This is a genomic window from Nocardioides gansuensis (assembly GCF_003076135.1).
Lineage (GTDB): Bacteria > Actinomycetota > Actinomycetes > Propionibacteriales > Nocardioidaceae > Nocardioides > Nocardioides gansuensis.
Genome location: NZ_QDGZ01000006.1, coordinates 168,427 through 185,140 on the forward strand (window position 1 = coordinate 168,427; position 16,714 = coordinate 185,140).

Annotated in this window: 15 protein-coding genes and 2 pseudogenes; 9 read left to right on the top strand and 8 right to left on the bottom strand. The window is 71.0% G+C overall.

The genetic code is table 11. The annotated features are described in order from the left end of the window. Positions 1-29: 29 nt before the first annotated feature. Positions 30-689, bottom strand: a complete 660-nt coding sequence (locus tag DDE18_RS14800; protein ID WP_116573036.1) for a FadR/GntR family transcriptional regulator — start codon at positions 687-689, stop codon at positions 30-32. A gap of 47 nt (positions 690-736) precedes the next feature. Here DDE18_RS14800 and DDE18_RS14805 point away from each other — a divergent pair, with 47 nt between their 5' ends. After that, positions 737-1,945: a CynX/NimT family MFS transporter gene (locus DDE18_RS14805; protein WP_116573037.1), complete on the top strand. Its 1,209-nt coding sequence runs from the start codon at positions 737-739 to the stop codon at positions 1,943-1,945. Here DDE18_RS14805 and DDE18_RS14810 read toward each other — a convergent pair. From DDE18_RS14810 to DDE18_RS23005, 5 genes and pseudogenes are all read right to left on the bottom strand, one after another. Beyond that, a complete protein-coding gene (locus tag DDE18_RS14810; protein ID WP_116573241.1) occupies positions 1,942-2,949 on the bottom strand; it encodes a 5'-3' exonuclease in 1,008 nt (335 codons plus the stop codon). The genes DDE18_RS14805 and DDE18_RS14810 overlap by 4 nt on opposite strands. Before the next feature lie 328 nt (positions 2,950-3,277). Further along, a complete protein-coding gene (locus tag DDE18_RS14820) occupies positions 3,278-3,646 on the bottom strand; it encodes a YciI family protein (protein WP_116573038.1) in 369 nt (122 codons plus the stop codon). Between the two features lie 247 nt (positions 3,647-3,893). Next, the gene (locus tag DDE18_RS14825) at positions 3,894-4,460 is read right to left on the bottom strand and encodes an HNH endonuclease signature motif containing protein (RefSeq protein WP_116573039.1); all 567 of its coding nucleotides are present in this window, start codon (positions 4,458-4,460) and stop codon (positions 3,894-3,896) included. Between the two features lie 16 nt (positions 4,461-4,476). After that, positions 4,477-5,163, bottom strand: a pseudogene (locus DDE18_RS24265) (DUF222 domain-containing protein); the annotation flags it as partial. A gap of 248 nt (positions 5,164-5,411) precedes the next feature. Then, on the bottom strand, positions 5,412-5,582 hold the full coding sequence (locus DDE18_RS23005) for a hypothetical protein (protein ID WP_165821177.1): 171 nt from the start codon (positions 5,580-5,582) through the stop codon (positions 5,412-5,414). Positions 5,583-5,678: 96 nt separating this feature from the next. Between DDE18_RS23005 and DDE18_RS14835 the strand changes: the two genes are divergently transcribed. The 4 genes from DDE18_RS14835 (at position 5,679) to DDE18_RS14850 (ending at position 11,954) form a co-directional block, all read left to right on the top strand. Next, on the top strand, positions 5,679-6,380 hold the full coding sequence (locus tag DDE18_RS14835; protein WP_116573040.1) for a hypothetical protein: 702 nt from the start codon (positions 5,679-5,681) through the stop codon (positions 6,378-6,380). A 92-nt stretch (positions 6,381-6,472) separates the two neighbouring features. Continuing rightward, positions 6,473-8,524, top strand: a complete 2,052-nt coding sequence (locus tag DDE18_RS14840; RefSeq protein ID WP_116573041.1) for a GAF domain-containing sensor histidine kinase — start codon at positions 6,473-6,475, stop codon at positions 8,522-8,524. After that, positions 8,521-9,174: a response regulator transcription factor gene (locus tag DDE18_RS14845; protein WP_170313287.1), complete on the top strand. Its 654-nt coding sequence runs from the start codon at positions 8,521-8,523 to the stop codon at positions 9,172-9,174. The genes DDE18_RS14840 and DDE18_RS14845 overlap by 4 nt, the downstream gene beginning before the upstream one ends. Positions 9,175-9,779: 605 nt before the next feature. After that, positions 9,780-11,954: an acyltransferase family protein gene (locus DDE18_RS14850; RefSeq protein WP_116573042.1), complete on the top strand. Its 2,175-nt coding sequence runs from the start codon at positions 9,780-9,782 to the stop codon at positions 11,952-11,954. Positions 11,955-12,234: 280 nt separating this feature from the next. Here DDE18_RS14850 and DDE18_RS14855 read toward each other — a convergent pair whose 3' ends face one another. Continuing rightward, the gene (locus DDE18_RS14855) at positions 12,235-12,675 is read right to left on the bottom strand and encodes an ester cyclase (RefSeq protein ID WP_165821178.1); all 441 of its coding nucleotides are present in this window, start codon (positions 12,673-12,675) and stop codon (positions 12,235-12,237) included. Between the two features lie 145 nt (positions 12,676-12,820). Between DDE18_RS14855 and DDE18_RS14860 the strand changes: the two genes are divergently transcribed. Then, positions 12,821-13,045, top strand: a complete 225-nt coding sequence (locus DDE18_RS14860) for a hypothetical protein (RefSeq protein WP_165821179.1) — start codon at positions 12,821-12,823, stop codon at positions 13,043-13,045. Positions 13,046-14,404: 1,359 nt separating this feature from the next. Here DDE18_RS14860 and DDE18_RS24045 read toward each other — a convergent pair. After that, positions 14,405-14,539 carry a hypothetical protein gene (locus tag DDE18_RS24045; RefSeq protein ID WP_281258395.1) on the bottom strand — a complete coding sequence of 45 codons (135 nt, stop codon included), beginning with the start codon at positions 14,537-14,539 and terminating at the stop codon, positions 14,405-14,407. Between the two features lie 17 nt (positions 14,540-14,556). Between DDE18_RS24045 and DDE18_RS24050 the strand changes: the two are divergent. From DDE18_RS24050 to DDE18_RS23705, 3 genes and pseudogenes are all read left to right on the top strand, one after another. After that, positions 14,557-14,772 (top strand): annotated as a pseudogene (locus DDE18_RS24050) (PKD domain-containing protein); the annotation flags it as partial. A gap of 39 nt (positions 14,773-14,811) precedes the next feature. Continuing rightward, positions 14,812-15,615, top strand: a complete 804-nt coding sequence (locus tag DDE18_RS23385) for a metallophosphoesterase family protein (protein WP_281258391.1) — start codon at positions 14,812-14,814, stop codon at positions 15,613-15,615. Positions 15,616-15,917: 302 nt separating this feature from the next. Then, positions 15,918-16,592, top strand: a complete 675-nt coding sequence (locus DDE18_RS23705) for a CBS domain-containing protein (protein WP_245916726.1) — start codon at positions 15,918-15,920, stop codon at positions 16,590-16,592. Positions 16,593-16,714 lie beyond the last annotated feature (122 nt).

A 16,714-nucleotide genomic window follows, 5' to 3' on the forward strand; every position in this document is an offset into this window, starting at 1 on the left:
ATTCCCCCAGCAAACCACGGCCCACGTCGTCAGTGGCCCACACCAGCAAGCAGCCGGCCGGTCGCGGCTGCGGCTGCCTCCGGGTCGCGTGACCGGATCGCCTCGAGGAGGGCGACGTGCTCGCCGCGAAGCGCGTCGTCGTGCGCGAGCGGGAGCAGGATGCTGCTGCGGAGGTTGTCGGCGAAGCCGCCGTAGAGCTCGACGAGCAGCGGGTTGTGGGCCGCGGCGACCACGCCGAGGTGGAAGTCGGCGTCCGCGTCGACGAAACCCTCTTCGTCCTGCGTCGCGACCGCGCGGTCGCGACGGCCCAGCGCGCGCTCCAGGACGCGGAGGTCCTTGGCGGAGCGGCGCTCCGCTGCGAGCGCCGCTGCTTGCGACTCGATGGCGTGCCGCACCTCCAGCACGTGGCGCAGGTCGGTGCGTGCGAGCTGTTGCCGCACCAGCGCGGTCACCTCGTTCGGCGCCGCGACGTAGGTGCCGTCACCGCGGCGGACCTCGAGCACACCTGTGTGCGCCAGGGCCCGCACTGCCTCGCGGACGGTGTTGCGGCTGACGCCCAGGGCCTCGGCGAGCGCCGGCTCCGGCGGGATCCGCATGCCGACCTGCCACTCGCCGCTGGCGAGCAGGCCGCGCATGCCCTCGATCGCCTGGTCGACGAGGGAGAGGGCCGTAGTGGGGGAGAGAGGCATCGCCCGTCCTTTTCGTCCAATCATCCGATGTTTGTCATCATAGGGTCATGGCAACGGAACTCCAGCACTGTCCGGTCCCTCCCGTCGGCTCCCCGGAGCACGTCGGCGTGCGGGTCCGGACCGGTGTGCTGCTGGTCGCGGTGCTGCTGATCGCGGTCAACCTGCGGATCGGGATCACCAGCCTGGGCGCCCTGCTCGAACGGCTCGAGGACACGGGCGTGTCGGCCGGCGTCTCGGCGTTCCTCACCTCGCTGCCGGTGCTGTGCTTCGCCGTGTTCGGCGCCGCGGGCATGACGCTCGCCCGTCGCGTCGGCATACACCGCGGCGTGGCCGTGGCACTGGTGCTCCTCACGGTCGGCCTGGTCGCGCGGGTCCTCGGCGGGCCGATGGTGCTCGTCGTGGGCACTCTCGTCGCGTGCTCCGGCATCGCGCTGGCGAACATCCTGCTGCCCGCCGTGGTCAAGGAGCACTACCCGACGCGGGTCGGGCAGGTGACTGGCGCCTACAGTGCGGTGCTGTCGATCGGGGCCGCCCTCGGAGCCGCCGCGACCGTCCCGGTTGCGGACCTCGCAGGGGGGTGGCGTGCCGGGCTGGCCGTCTGGGCGCTCCTGCCCGTGGTCGCTCTCGTGCTCTGGCTGCCCTGGTGCCGGGCGCGCGACCGCGCCCAGCGGAGCGGCAGCCGCACGCGCCTGTGGCGCAACCCGATCGCCTGGTCGGTGACGGCCGTGTTCGGCATCCAGTCCGTGTTCGCGTACGTCGTGATGAGCTGGGTGCCGAGCATCTACGCCGATGCCGGCTTCTCCGATGCCCACGCAGGGCTGCTCCTCGCCGTCTCCATCCTGGTCGGGGTGCCGGTCTTCTTCGTGGCGCCACCGCTGGCCGCCCGGCTGCGGGCGCAGGGACACCTGATCGCGGCGCTCTCCTCGATGATGGCGCTCGCGTTCCTGGGCCTGTGGTGGGCCCCCGTCGGCGGAGCCCTGCTGTGGGCGGCGCTGCTGGGAGTCGGTGGAGCCGTGTTCCCCGTGACCCTCACGCTCTTCGCGCTGCGGACCAGGACCGCCGCCGACACCGCGGCGATGTCCGCGATGGCGCAGAGCGTCGGCTACCTGTTCGCCGCGGCCGGTCCGTTCGTCGTGGGGCTGGTCAGCGAGGCGACGGGCTCCTGGGCCTGGCCCTGCGGCCTGCTCGCCGCGCTGGCCGTGGTTCAGGTCGTCGTCGGCTACGTGGCCGGCCGGCCGGTCGTCATCGAGGGCTAGCGCGAGGCGGATGCCGGGTCCCCGCTGAGCACGCGGATGGCGAGTGCGGTGGTCGCCTCGACGTTGAGGAAGCCGACCACATGGCCGACGTGGTGCGGGTCGAGGGGGAGCAGCCCCGGGCTCCCGGGCACGTGCGGAGTGAGGCCGAGGTCGAGGTCGTCGTGACCCGACATGATCCGCACGTTGAAGTCGTAGCGCTGCCGGGCGCCCGGGGCGCTGAGCCGGCGTACGACGCCGGCACCCAGTCGCCGCGCGCCGGTCTCCTCCGCCCACGAGTCCAGGGCCGCGGCGAGTGCGCGCCCCTCGTTGTGGTCGATGTCGGCCCAGACCGCCTGCATCGACCCGGCCTGCTCGAGCAGGATGGCAGCGGTCTTCTCCCCGATGCCGTGTACGCCGGGCAGGTTGTCGCTCGCGTCACCGCGGAGCGCGGCGTACTCGAGGTAGCGCTCCGCGGGGACGCCGTACATGGTGCGCAGCCGTGCGGGGTCGAGGAGTGGAGACCCCTGGATGCCACCATCGATCAGGCGCAGCACCCGCGTGTGGTCGCTGATGTGCGCGAACGCGTCGCGGTCCGAGGTGATGATGATGCAGTTCCAGTCGTTGCTGCGCGCCCAGGTGGCCCCGGACGCGTTCACGTCGTCCGCCTCGAGGCCCGGGGGAGTGAGCGTGGCCAGGCCGAGGGCGTCGAGCAGCGGGCCCGCACGCTCGAGCTGCTCGACCAGCTGCGGGTCCTTCTCGGCCCTCCCGGCCTTGTAGGCGGGGTAGTAGTCCCTGCGCACCGATGCGGTGCGGTCGTCCAGCCCGAAGATCACGGCGTCCGGTGCGAAGGTGTCGATGGCCTCGATGATCTGGCGCACCATGCCGTGCAGCGCCCAGGCGGGCCGGCCCGAGCGGTCCGAGATCCTGGTGTGGGCCCGGGCGTGGTGGTTGCGGTGCAGGAGCGACGGGGCGTCGACGACGAGCAGCAGCTTGCGGCTGGGGGCCTGCGCTTCGGATCGGGGCATGAGGATCGACGTCATCGTAGAGGCCCCGACCGCCAGTGAGGGCCGGGTCGCCGCGAACCCGCAGTTCTTTGCTGGCTGCGGCACGTCTCAACCGCTTCCGCACCTTCCAGCCGGCGATGCCGCGCGTCCACGGACATGGGCAACGTCCCCCGGATGGTGCCGGCCATCCACCCCTACGTCGGCATCGGCTCGCTGCCCGCCCTCAACCACCAGCCTGAGTTCGCCGCCCACTGCGTCGGGGAGACGCGGAGAAGGCGCTGCTGGAGGCGGCGACGGCCCTCGCCTGGACCGCTCTCGACGTCGCCGGCGCGGGCGGCTTAGTCGAGGATCACTCCGGCAGCCCGGTCTGGAAGGCACGCACCTCGACCTTGCCCCTGCACGCCTTCGAGGCCTGGGCCGCGAGGTCCATGGCGACGTCGCGGCTCGGAACGTCGATCACCCAGAAGCCGCCGAGGTGCTCCTTGCTCTCGAGGTAGGGGCCATCGGCGACGAGCGGCTGCTCACCCTGCGCGTCGACGACGGCCGCGGTAGTCGCCTGCTCGAGGCCGTCGGCGAACACCCAGTAGCCGGCGTTCCGCAGCCGCTCGTTGAAGGCCTCCGTCTCGGCCATCGACTGCTGCATCTCCTCGCGCGAGGCGTAGCCGAAGTTCTCGTCGTACTCGGCCGGTCCGTAGACGGACATCATGTACTTGGTCATCACTGCTCCCTGGTCGTGGATCCGTGGCGGCCCCTCTGGCCACCCTCCACCTAGACCACGGACGGGCTCAACCCGATACGACACCTACCGCGCCAATTCTTCTTCGCTCATGCCCCAGGACCCGCTCGAGGTAGGCCTTGGCGAAGAGGCGGCCCGGGGGTCGACCGGTTATCCACAGCGATCAGGACCGCCCCTTGTCGGGGGAGGCGGGAACGACGCTGGTGCGACGTTCTTCCTGCCTCTGCCCCTAGGTCCGACGGCTGAACCTGACATCGCCGTTGGGAAGGCGTTCGGGGTTGTAAGCCTGGTCGTGGGCGCGGTGGTGGTGGTGGCTGCACAGGAGTACGGCGTTGTCGAGGTCGGTCTTGCCGGCGAGTGTCCAGGCGATCCAGTGGTGGGCTTCGGCCCAGGTGCCGGGGATGTCGCAGCCTTCGGCGCGGCAGGTCTTGTCCCGGATGAGCATCGCCTTGCGCTGGGCGGCGGTGTAGAGGCGTCGCGCGCGGCCGAGGTCGAGGACCTCGGCATCGCTGCCGAGGACGGCGGGGATGAGGTTGGCGGTGCAGGCCAGGCGGCGGGCTTCGGCAGCGGTGATCGCCTGGCCCGAGTTGAGGTCGCCCGGCACGAGGGTGTTGTCGAGGAGTCCGGCGGTGGCGAGCTCCTTGCGGAGTGCCTCGAGGGTGATGGTGACGATGAGAGTGGTGGCGTCGCCGCCGTGGATGGGCAGACGCTTGGGGTCGGCCGCCTCGAGGAACTGGCAGAAGGCCTCGCCGAGCCGTCGGGGATAGGGACAGCCGGGCGACCGGGTCGACCCCATCAGGGCTCTCCTGGCCCGTGGCGTGGTGACGGGGGTTGGTGAAGGCCTGGAGGTAGGTGGCCAGCCGGGTCGCGGCGGCGTCGGGAAGCCGGCCCGACAGCCGGGTGGTGCCGTCACCGAGGCGGCGCAGGGTGAGTCGGGTGTGGCGGCGGGCGGCGGACTCGAGCTCGGCTAGTCGGCGGGCCTCGGCCTCGTCGACCACGTCGGGGGCGACGACTTCGAGGATGTGCCGGCCGAGCCGGGCCAGCTGGCGGGGGTCGAAGTCGGCGGCATAGCCCACGAGGGCCGCCTCCGCCTTGGCCAGGATCTCGGCGGGAGTGGTGTCGGGGAGGTCATCGAGGGCCCGGACGATGACCCGCGCCTGGGGCAGGTTGACCCGCCCCTCGGCCAGCCCGGACGCGACCTCGTCCCAGCGGCGGTCCAACGCAGTCGCCAACGCAAGCTCGCCGCGCATGGCATCGGGCCGCAGCCGGGCGTAGCGGGCCAGCCATGCCGCGGCATCCCGGCTCCCGTCCTGCGCAGCGACATCGGTGGCGTCGGCGAGGATCCGCAGCCGCAGCTCGGCCACCCGCGCCTCGAGAGTCGCGAGCTCCAGCAGCGCGGCTGCCTTGTCGCCGGTGGTCATGAAGGTCGGGTTGGCGTCGGCGACAGACTTCAACGCCTCGCTCATCGCCGCGGCGGCCGCCAGCACGGGATGCGACATCGGGGTGGCCTCCTCTCGACGACACCCGCACACACATAGGCATGTGGCAGTAGGGGTGATCGCCGCTCCTGGAGGCCCTCATCGGGCAATTACTGACCCTCGCGACTCGGCCGGAGCGCCGCTGGGCGGGTTCACTCGAGCCTTGGCTCGATCCTGTCATCTGCGCGCACTATTCGCCAATATGTTCGCCCACGGCGAAACGCGGCGAGACGGCTTGAAGCGGATGATCTCGCGCCGATGATCCGTCGTCAGGTCCGGACCGCGCCCAGGTTCGCCTCCAGTGGCGCGTGGCCGAACACCTGCCGGATCCGCCGCGTCTCTGCTGACGTCAGCTCATGGAGCGGCTGCTGGAGGACGAGTCCATGGACCACGGGCGCCGGCTCCGCCTGGTCGAGCGAGGTCGAGAACACGCGGGACACGCCCGGGACAACACCTGCCCCCTTGTCCCTGCCGCGCGGGACACCGCGCCCGGCAGATTCGGGTCATCGCACCACCCACCAACGAAGGATTCCACGATGACCACCATCACCACCCACAACCCCGTCCGCTCCGACGTCCCGGCCGCCCCGGCTCCGACACCCCGCGCGGGGCAGGGACGCGGCTGGGCGCTCGCCGGCGTCGGTGCGGGCCTCGCCGGCATCGGCACGATCGTCACCAGCAGCGCCGTGAGCGCCGTCTACGACGAGGACCTCCTCGGCGACGCCGCCGGGATCGCGGCCAAGCTGGAGACCCAGGCGGGCTGGATGTTCGCCTTCCACTCGATCACCGTCGTCGGCGCCCTGCTCACGGTGATCTTCGCCGCGGGCCTCTACCGACGGCTCGCCGGCGCCATGCCCGACAGCTCCGTCCCGCTCGTCGCGTTCGCCGGCCTCTTCGGCACGGCGGTCGTCTCGGTGCTGGGCTCGGGCCTGGACACCGAGTTCATGATGTCGTTCGCCTTCGGCGACGGGGTCGTCGCGGCGGACAACGCCGCGATGTACAACCACTGGATCGGCACCATTCCGTGGGTCTGGGTGCTCTCCGGGCTGACGGGCACGGGCCTGTACGCCGCCGCGCGCCGTGGCGTCGTACCGCGCTGGATCGGCCGGGTCGGCCTGGTCCTGGGCGGCCTGACCCTGGCCTTGGGCATCTCGCCGCTGGAGTACATGGCCGCCGCACCCGGCGCGCTCTGGCTGCTGGCAACCGCCGCCGGCTTCGCCTTCGGCGACCGCGCCTGACTCTCCCTGGTCGAGCGAAGTCGAACCCAACCATGCAGGAGCAATCCGCCGGTCCGGCCACGCGCGGGCCGGACCGGCACCACAATGACGCCGTGCTCCGCGATCAGTTCACGAGGCCGGCCGCCGCCCGCTGGGCGGGGGCCGGCTTCGTGGTCGTCACCGGGGCGCTCTTCGTCGCCACCGTGCTGCTCGACGTCGCCACGGACCCGGCAGGCACCGGCGCCCGGCTCGCCCCGGGCTGGGGCTGGAGCTATGCGCTGCTCGGCCCGATCCTCGGCGTACTCGCGACCGTCATCCTGGTGCGCGACCCGCGCCAGGGGTTCGGCTGGGGGCTGGCCTGGCTCGGCTGCTTCTGGTCGCTGGACGGCGTCGCGCAGTCGTGGGTCCGCTACGCCGTGCGCGCCGACGAGGCACTCGCCGGGGTGAACCTCGCGCTGTGGTTCCTCAACCGGGTCGGGGCGTTCCTGCCGGCGACCGTCGCGCTGCTCCTTCTGCTTTTCCCGACCGGCCGCTTCCTGCCGGGCGGGTGGCGGATCGCGTCCTGGGTCGCGACCGTCTCCATGGCGCTCGGCGGCCTGCTGGTCGTCCTCGCCCCGGCGCGCAACCTGCCCGAGGTCGCCCTCCCGCCCGGCGTCGACCTCGACGCCGGCGCGCTCCCGCTGTCGGACGCGGTCGCCGACGCCGCATTGCCGCTCATGATCGCGGCCTCGGTGGCGGGGCTGCTCCTCGCGATGACGACGGTGCTCGTCCGGCATCGCCGCTCGCGCGGCCTCGAGCGCGACCGGATGCGCTGGCTGCTCTGGTCGGTGCTCGCGATGGCGGTGCTGATCGCCGCCTCCTTCGGGGCCGAGCTGCGGACCCTGCAGGACCTCGCGGTCTTCCTCATCATGGCCCTGCCCGCGGTGGCGATGACGATCGCGATCGTCGACCCCACCCTGGTCTCCATCGAGGACCTGCTGCTGCGCACGCTCGTCTACGGCGGCCTCTCGGTGCTCGTCGTCGGCGTCGACCTCGCTGGGCTCGCGCTGCTGACCGAGCTGCTGGGGGACCGGCTCGACGACCGCCAGGTCGTGCTCACCGTCGTACTCCTCTCCGCTCTCGTGTATGCGCCGCTCCGGCGGCGCGTCGCCCGCTGGGTGCGGCGGCTGATGCTGGGGGAGCGGGCGGACCGGTACGACGCCGTCGCGGGCCTCGCCTCCACCCTGGAGACCACCGACGAGGGCGGTGAGCAGCTGGCGGCGGTCGCGCGGGCCGTGGCCGACGCGTTCCGGGTCGGGTTCGTCAGCGTGGAGGTCGACCGCGGCAGTGGCGGGACGCTGGCGGCGACCTACGGCGAGCACCCTGCGGAGGCGCGCAGCCTGCCGATCACCTACCGGGGCGAGCGGGTCGGGCGGCTGGTGCTGCCCGCACGCGGCCTGCGCAGCCGGCTCTCGCCGCGCGACGAGCGGCTGCTCGGCGACCTCGTGCGGCAGGCCGCGACCGCCGCCCGGACCAGCCGGCTCGCCGAGGAGCTGCAGGCCAGCCGGGAGCGCCTCGTGGTCGCGCGGGAGGAGGAGCGGCGCCGGATCCGGCGCGACCTCCACGACGGCCTCGGCCCCGCCCTGGGCGGCGTCGTCTTCCAGCTCGAGTCCGCGCGCCTGCTCGTCGAGCGCGACCCCGCCCGGGCGCAGGAGCAGCTCGCGGCCACGACCACGCTCGTGCATGACGTGGTCGCCGACGTACGCCGCCTCGTCCACGACCTGCGGCCGCCAGCCCTGGACGACCGTGGGCTCGCCGGGGCGCTCGCCCAGCAGGCGGAGCGGGTCAGCGCGTCCGGGCCCGCGACGGCGGTATGTGCCGGCGACCTCGGCACCCTGCCGGCCGCGGTCGAGGTGGCTGCCTACCGGATCGCCAGCGAAGCGCTGGCCAACGTCGCGCGGCACGCCGACGCGCGGCGCTGCGACATCCACCTGGCCGTGGACCGCGGCGCCCTCGTCGTCACCGTCCGCGACGACGGTCGCGGCATCGCCGACGACGCCGAGGCCGGGATCGGCCTGGTCTCGCTGCGCGAGCGCGCGGCCGAGCTCGGCGGGCACGCCGAGGTCACCTGTCCCTCCTCCGGCGGCACCCTCGTGACCGCCGTACTGCCCCTGGAGCGCCCATGAATCCCATCAGGGTGGTCGTCGTCGACGACCACCAGATCGTCCGCGACGGCCTGGTCGCCCTGCTCGGCGCGCTGCCCGGCATCGAGGTCGTCGGGGCGGCCGCAGACGGGCAGGAGGCGATTCATGTCGCGGGGGAGACCCGGCCCGACGTGGTGGTGATGGACATCCAGATGCCGCGCCTGGACGGCATCGAGGCCACTCGCTTCGTCACCGGCCGCTTCGAGGGCGTGCGCGTCGTGATGCTCACGATGAACGAGGACGACGACACCATCCTCGCGGCGATGCGCGCGGGCGCCGCCGGCTATCTCCTCAAGGGCTCCGGCGCCGAGGAGGTCGAGCGGGCAATCCGGTCCGCGGCCGCCGGCGGCGTGGTCTTCGGTGCCTCCCTGGCCGCCCGGGTGGGGGAGTTCTTCGCCCGCGCCGGGGCTGCTCCGCGGCAGGTCGAGCACCCCTTCCCGGACCTCACCGAGCGCGAGCGCGACGTCATCCGCCTCCTCGCCGCAGGCCGCACCAACGACGCCATCGCCTCCGAGCTCTACGTCTCCGGCAAGACCGTCCGCAACGCCGTCTCGTCGATCTACGCGAAGCTGCATGCCTCCGGGCGGGCAGAGGCGATCGCGAAGGCCCGGGCGGCGGGGTTGGGGGAGTGAGGCGCGTGCGCAGTTGTTCGACGCGCGTGAGGCGGGGCGGTTGACGCGCGCGTGAGCCGTTTTGGCATCGGCAGACCCGGACAGACCTTCGCGACCGCGCCGGAAATGACGCTTCCCGCCACTTGACGACCACAGCGTCTGGCCACCACGGACTAGAGAATGACGCGACAGTTGGCCCATCGGCGCCGGGACCCTCCCCATTTAATTCTTGTCGGCTCTTGTCGACGGTCCAGCTGGCGCGGTTCGGAGGCGTCGCAGTAGTGCATGCCAGCCGTTCGGTCCCGGCAACGTCGCCGGTCGATTGCGGTGTCGACCTCGAAGTCAGGCGTCCTACGCGGGCCGCGCCCGCCTCCTTCCGCGTCCCGCCACAGGGGCGTTTCCTCCCGGGCGCCCGGGTCCGCAGGCCCATGACACGCGCACCTCAGCCATCGACGATGGTCAAACGGGCGCGGATCGTCGGGTGCTACCTGGAGGCGGAACATGCGAGTCATGGCCTGCACCACCACCATCGTGGTGGACACGAGCTCATCGAGCGCTTGGTCGGCCAGTCCCCCCGACCTTCAAGAGCCGCGGATGCGACGTACCGGTCCTGGTGGTGAGCGCGCATGACCGCCGCGACCACCGCCCAGGGCCGCGCCAGAACCGCGCCAGAACCCCGCCATCCCCAAGCCGATGCTCCCAGCGAGGCTCCGGCCCACGTGCCGGCCCTGGACGGAATCCGGGGCGTGGCCGTCGCATCGGTGCTTGCATTTCACGGCGGGCTGCCGTGGGCGACCGGCGGCTTTCTCGGTGTGGACGCGTTCTTCGTGCTCTCCGGCTACCTGATCACGGCGCTCTTGTTGGCCGAGTGGACTCGCAGCGGAGGACGGATCGACCTAGCTGCTTTCTGGGGACGGCGGGTACGGCGGCTGCTCCCGGCGCTGCTCCTGATGGTCACGGCCGTCGCGATCGGTGCGCGGGCGCTGCTGCCGCCCGAGGAGGTTCGGCTGCTGCGCGGTGACGGGATGGCAGCCCTGTTCTACGTCGCCAACTGGCGGATGACCTTCCGGGGCGGTGACTACTTCGCTCAGACGGCTGCGCCGTCGCCGCTGGAGCACACTTGGTCGCTGGGCATCGAGGAGCAGTTCTACCTGGTGTGGCCACTGGTGCTGTGGGCGGTGCTGTATCCCGGGCGGCCAGGCCGCACGTCGATGCGCGCTCTTGCGAGGGGTCGGGTGCGGGCTCATCTGTGCTGGCTCGTCGTCGTGTGCGGCGTGGGAGCTGTTGCTTCGACGGCGGCACTCGCGGTGACGTACTCCGCGGAGGACCCGGGCCGGGCCTACTACGGGACCGACACCCGCGGTGCAGCCATCCTGATCGGGGCTGCGCTTGCGGCCTTGTTGGCGCTCCGGAGCCAAGGGCACACCGAGCTGCGCGGCGAGTCGGCGGCGCCGGTCAGTCCACGGTCGGTCACCCCGGGGTGGCGTCGAGTGGGTCTGGGTGGGTTGGCAGCGGCGGCGGCCGTGGCCGCGTTGTGGACGTCGACCCATGTGTCGGGCACGGACGAGGTGCTCTACCACGGAGGGATGGCCAGCTTCGCGCTCGCCGTGGCGGTGGTGATCGCGCACGTGGTCTTGGTCCCGTCGGGGTTGTCCGCCCGGCTGCTCTCGGTGCCGCCGCTCCCGGCGCTGGGTCGGATTTCCTACGGCGTCTACCTGTGGCACTGGCCAGTGTTCATCGCTGCCAACGCGGATCGGACCGGACTGACCGGCCTGACCCTGTTCACGGTGCGTTGCCTCCTGGCCGTGGGCATCGCTTACCTCTCCTATGTGCTCGTTGAACGCCCGATCCAGCTACGAGTGCGGTCGAGGCGCCCGGTGTTCGCCGCGACCGGGGCAGGCGTCGCGCTTGCGGCCGGAGCTGCGGTGTTGGTGGTCACGACAACAGTGCCTCCGCTGCCGGCGCGGCCGGCGGACGCGTCGGTCGTCGCTGCGGTGGACCGTTTCCTGGAGGGCGATGGGGACGCCGAGGACGGGGCCACCAATGACCGCCGGAACAATCCGTTCAGAATGACGACCAAGCCGCCCCGGTCCCGGCCGAAGCCGCCACTGCATCACCGGCGGCCCGGACAGCCGGTTGTGGTCGACGTGTTCGGCGACTCGATTGCCTGGACGCTGGTGAACTATCTGCCCAGCCATCCCGACCTCGACGTTCGCGACCGCACGCTCATGGGCTGCGGGGTGAGCAGGACTGCCCCCTTCCGCTACTTCGGCCGCCTCTACCCCGGGCTGATGCCGACGTGCCGGGACTGGCCCCGGATCTGGCGGGCTGCGATTGCCAGGGACAATCCGGACGTCGCGTTCATCCTGGTCGGGCGGTGGGAAACCATGGACCGGGTCCTCGATGGGCGGTGGACGCACATCGGCGACCCCGAGTTCGACGCGCACCTACAGTCCGAGCTCGACCTGGCCATCCGCGTGGCCGGCGCCCGGGGGGCGCACGTGCTGCTCGCGACCGAACCCTACAACCGGCGCGGCGAACAGCTGGACGGGAGCCTGTATCCGGAGGACGAGCCGCAGCGCGTGACCGACTGGAACCAGCTGCTGCGCAGTGTCGCGAGCCGCCATCCGAATGTGACCGTCATCGGCTTTGGCGAACGAGTCTCCCCGGCGGGCCGCTTCACATGGACCGCCGGCGGCTATCAGGTCCGGTCGGACGGGCTGCACCTGACCCCGTCCGGCGTCCAGGGCTGGATAGCCCCATGGCTCCTGCCGCAACTGATCGGCGCCGTACCGAAGTGACGTCTTCGCGCCAGCCCCTGACGTAAGCGACGGACGTCATCTCGGCGGATCCGGTAAAGCAGCGTTTGGCGGCGGCATGGGGCCACTCTGCAGCGACAAGTTTGCGCTCAAACAGCGTTCAATTGGTCCGACATCCGACGCCAACGCTCCTTGGCCTGGCGCTGCACGCACGCTGACCACGGATATCCCAGCGGGACTTCCAGGCATGACCACTGGCGACGCCGACTTCGAACCCGGGCATGCGGCGGTGGCAGGTGCCGTGGTCGTGTCGTGTGTTGGGCTACTGAGTTGTGGCTGCCTGTCCGGCGCTGACTCCGAGCTGCGCCATCAGCGCGCCGGTGTCGAGGTAGCTGCGTTGCGCCTTGATCTTGCCGTCGGCGAACTCGATGACGTCGCACAAGTGCAAGGTGACCGACCGTCCAGTCGCCGGGAGAGAGCCGGCGGGGGAGGACAGAGTCCCGGTGTGGGTTCCTTGGCCGGTGTACTCCACGGTGACGAAGTCGTCTTGTGCGATGACCTTGTCGACTGTGATCCGGCCGTCTGGGAAGGCGTCCGCCCAGGCGGTGTTGTACTGGCGGGCGCCGTCGGGGCCGCGGAAGGTCTGACCACTGCCGACGTCGGTGATGGAGCCGTCGGCGGCCATGCAATCGGAGAGATAGTCGAAATCGCGGTTGTTCCAGGCCTCGTACAGGCTGCGTGCGAGGTTGGTGTTGTCTGCCATGAGAGCCTCCGCTCTGGCACCTGCCCACCCTGACCTTGGCAATCTAGTTTCCCGGGCCAGTGGGCGACAATAGCGCCATCGGGCGGTTCTCGCGCGGGGGAGAGACTCGCTCCCGGAACCCGGCTTGAAGAGGAGGTGTCGGCTAGTGTTCTGGTCCCGGTACATGCCCTGTGAGCGCTGTGGCGCGTCGCTGGACCGGACCGCCGCGGCGTCCCATGAGTGTGACCCCGAACGGCTGGCCGAGTACCAGATGTTCGGGATGCGGCACGAGATCGCGGGCTTCGAGAAGCGGCTGCGGGATTACCTGGACCGTGCGCATGGGCGGTTCGAGGTCTGGCTGGCGGCCCACCACGTCCGCCGCAAGACCTGATCGGGTGCAACTCACGGAGGCGCATCGCGCTCACGCTGGATTTCGTGACGGTTCGCGCGCCGCAACCCCGAGCAAGCAGTGCGTCGAAGTCCCCGGCTTGAAGGGAGCGCAGCCGCATAGGCATCCAGGACTTCGCACGGCATGCGAAGCGACCACGACCGGGGAGCGGGTGGGCTGGAGCTCGGTGAGCCGGAGGGCGAACTGGTGAGGCTCGATGTAGCGCGGGATGCGGGCGCGGGACTCCGGCAGCGCCCATTCGGTGGGCCCATTGGCTCAACGCCTCCGCGAGCCGGACCTGCCCGGCGGCGAAGGTGGGGGCGTCGAGCAGCCCCGTCCCCGAGGTCCGCCTCCGCTGAACGTGTGCCGGGAACCGCCGGGCGACCAATGTCCGCGTGTCTATCGCGAGCGGACCAATCGACCACCGGACACAACCCTGGAGGTCGCAGGGGCTTGCCGTTTATGGGTGATGCGACGACCGATCGTGCCGTTCTAATCTGGCGCGACGGCAAGACGGACGAGTCTGCGCGGATTTTCTTTGCCCCCGGAGCCAGGCGCACGTCCCCTGGCTGACCTGAAGGACCAGCTGCGCCCCCGGGAGGATCTCCATGGCTGCGACAGCTGTCCCGTCTCGACACCCGCGACCGGGAGTCGGTTGGCCCTGGGGGTTGGCGATCGCGGTGATGCTCACCATGGCCTGGGTCGGGGTGGCGCCGACCCAGCCGGCCACGGCGGCAGGAGTCGTGAGCTACGGGGGCGCCACCTCGGTCGCGCAGACCACGAAGACGCGTTCGGTGACCCTCACGAAGCCGGCCCGTGCGGCGGTCGGAGACGTGCTGGTCGCGAGCTTCACCACCAACAACACGCCGAAGATCGGCTCGAGGCCGGCGGGATGGACCTCCCTGCTCCCGGGCAGGTTGAGGGCAGGAAGCAGCAGCAGCTTGTTCGCCTTCTACCGCGTGGTCACCGCCACGGACGCCCAGCGCACCAGCTGGACCTGGACCCTCTCCTCACGCCAGGGCTGGAGCGGCGGTATGGCGCGCTACGTGGGTGTGGACCCGGACCGTCCCATCGACACCTCGGTGTCGGTGGCGAGGAGCTCGAGCAGGACCACGATCAGGGTGCCGAGCGTGACGACGACGACGAGCGGGACGATGCTCATCGGCGGCATCGGCGCCAACGCCGGCAGGTTCACCACGACCCAGCCCGCGGGGTGGACGCAGGCCTGGGAAAGAGCCCGCGGCGAGGCCTCGGCGCACGCCTACCGTCCACAGCAGAAGGCTGGAGCCACCCGTGGGCAGACCTGGACCGTGAGGTCGGCGCGCACGCTGGCTGGCTGGATGACCGCGCTACGGCCTGCACCTACGGCACCGACAACTCCGGCACCGACAACTCCGGCACCGACAACTCCGGCACCGACAACTCCGGCACCGACAACTCCGGCACCGACAACTCCGGCACCGACAACTCCGGCACCGACAACTTCGGCACCGACATCCCCGGCACCCACAGCCTCCTTCACCGTGACCCCAGCCAGCGGCACGGCGCCGTTGGCGGTGACCTTCACCGACACCTCCACCGGCAGCCCGACCAGCTGGCTGTGGGACTTCGGCGACGGCACCACCTCCGCCACCCAGCACCCCACCCACACCTACACGACCACCGGCACCTACACCGTGTCCTTGACGGCCACCAACGCCGCAGGCTCCGACACCGCCACCCGGACCGAAGCGGTCACCGTGCAAGCACCACCCCCCGGCGATGTCCCCGTGCTGGTCGGTGCCGGCGACATTGCCGACTGCAGCCTGTCGGAGGACAGCGCCACCGCGGCGCTGCTCAGCTCGACGCCCGGCACGGTCTTCACCCTGGGAGACAACGCCTATCCCGACGGCACTACGGCGGACTTCGCCGACTGCTACCACCCCACCTGGGGGATCGTGAAGGACCGCACCCGACCGGTGGCGGGGAACCACGAGTACCACACCACCAACGCCGCCCCCTACTACGCCTACTTCGGTGCCGCCGCCGGCGACCCGACCAAGGGCTGGTACAGCTACGACATCGGCACCGACTGGCACGTCGTCGTGCTGAACAGCAACTGCTCCTTCGTCGGCGGGTGCGGAGCAGGCTCGCCACAGGAGCAATGGCTCCGCGCCGACCTCGCCGCCAGCACCCGCGCCTGCACCGTCGCCATGTGGCACAACCCGCGCTTCAGCTCGGGCATCTACGGCGACGACTCCTCGACCAACGCGTTCTGGCAGGCCCTCTACCAAGACGGCGCCGAGCTGATCCTCACCGGCCACGAGCACCATTACGAACGGTTCGCGCCCCAGAACCCCGCCGGCGTCGCCGACCCGGCATACGGGATCCAGCAAATCATCGTCGGGACCGGCGGCAAGGACCTCCGCTGGTTCAACACGATCGCAGCGAACAGCCTGGTCCGCAGCGTGACCTCCCACGGAGTGCTGAAGCTGACACTCCACAGCGCCAGCTACGACTGGAACTTCCTGCCGATCCCCGGAGACGCCCTCAACGACAGCGGCACGAACACCTGCCACGGCGCCCCTTCCTAGAACGCCGCAGGTTCAGGTTGGTGGTCCCTGAGATGCGCGACCGCCCCGGGTCGCCTTCGGCAGAGTCGTCACGGTGGGGAGGACTTCCAAGCCTGGACGGTACGCGGCGGTCACATGGGCGACGGCGTCTGGGCCCGGGATTTTTCGTTGTGCGAGTGTGGGGCCGAGACGGCCCCTGACCGCGCTTCCACCCGGGACGCCGCGTCACATCAGCCGGCCTGGGCACTGTACGGCGACCCTGCCACGGCATAGCGTCAGAGATGATGCAACAGCGCATCTGTCAACGCTGGAAGGAGGAGCAGATGACATTCCTCGACAAGGCGAAGGCGACAGCCGAACGGGCGCGGGAGCAGGCCACACACGGCGTCGAGCTGGGCCGGACCCGGTTGGAAGGGGTGCAGGTCCACCGGAAGTACCTCCGGCTCCTGGAGAGGCTCGGTGAGGCGTACTACGCCGAGCAGAAGGGCACCGGGACGCACGAGAAGGTGGCTGCGGTGCTCGAAAAGGTGGACGCTCACACACGGTCGCACCCAGAGGTGACAACGGGCGTGGCCCCGACCCGCGCCGCGCGAGACATCATGCACGCCGGTGCCGAGTGCGTCGGCGAGAGCGACAGCCTGCTGACCGCAGCGCAGAAGATGCGTGACCTCGGCGTGGGTTCGATACCGGTCTGCGGCGCCGACGACCGCCTGCACGGGATCATCACCGATCGGGACATCACCATCCGTTGCGTGGCTGAGGGCCGTGACCCGGCCACGATGCGGGCGGTCGACCTGGCCCAGGGTGAGGTCTTCTGGGTGGACGCCGCTTCTGGGATCAACGAGGTGCTCCGTGAGATGGAGACCCACCAGGTCAAGCGGCTCCCGGTCATCGAGGACCACCGTCTCGTAGGGATGATCAGCGAGGCCGACCTGGCCCGGCACCTCAGTGAGGACCAGCTCGCGGAGTTCGTCGAGAAGGTCTACGGCGCAGCCTGAAGTCGCCGACATGAAGTGGCCGGGTGCTACCAGAAATGTGGCACCCGACCACACCACGGCGCAACCGGGCGGCTGAGCGCATGGTCATGCGCGCGGGGCGCCAGCCACCTCCTCGCTCGTTG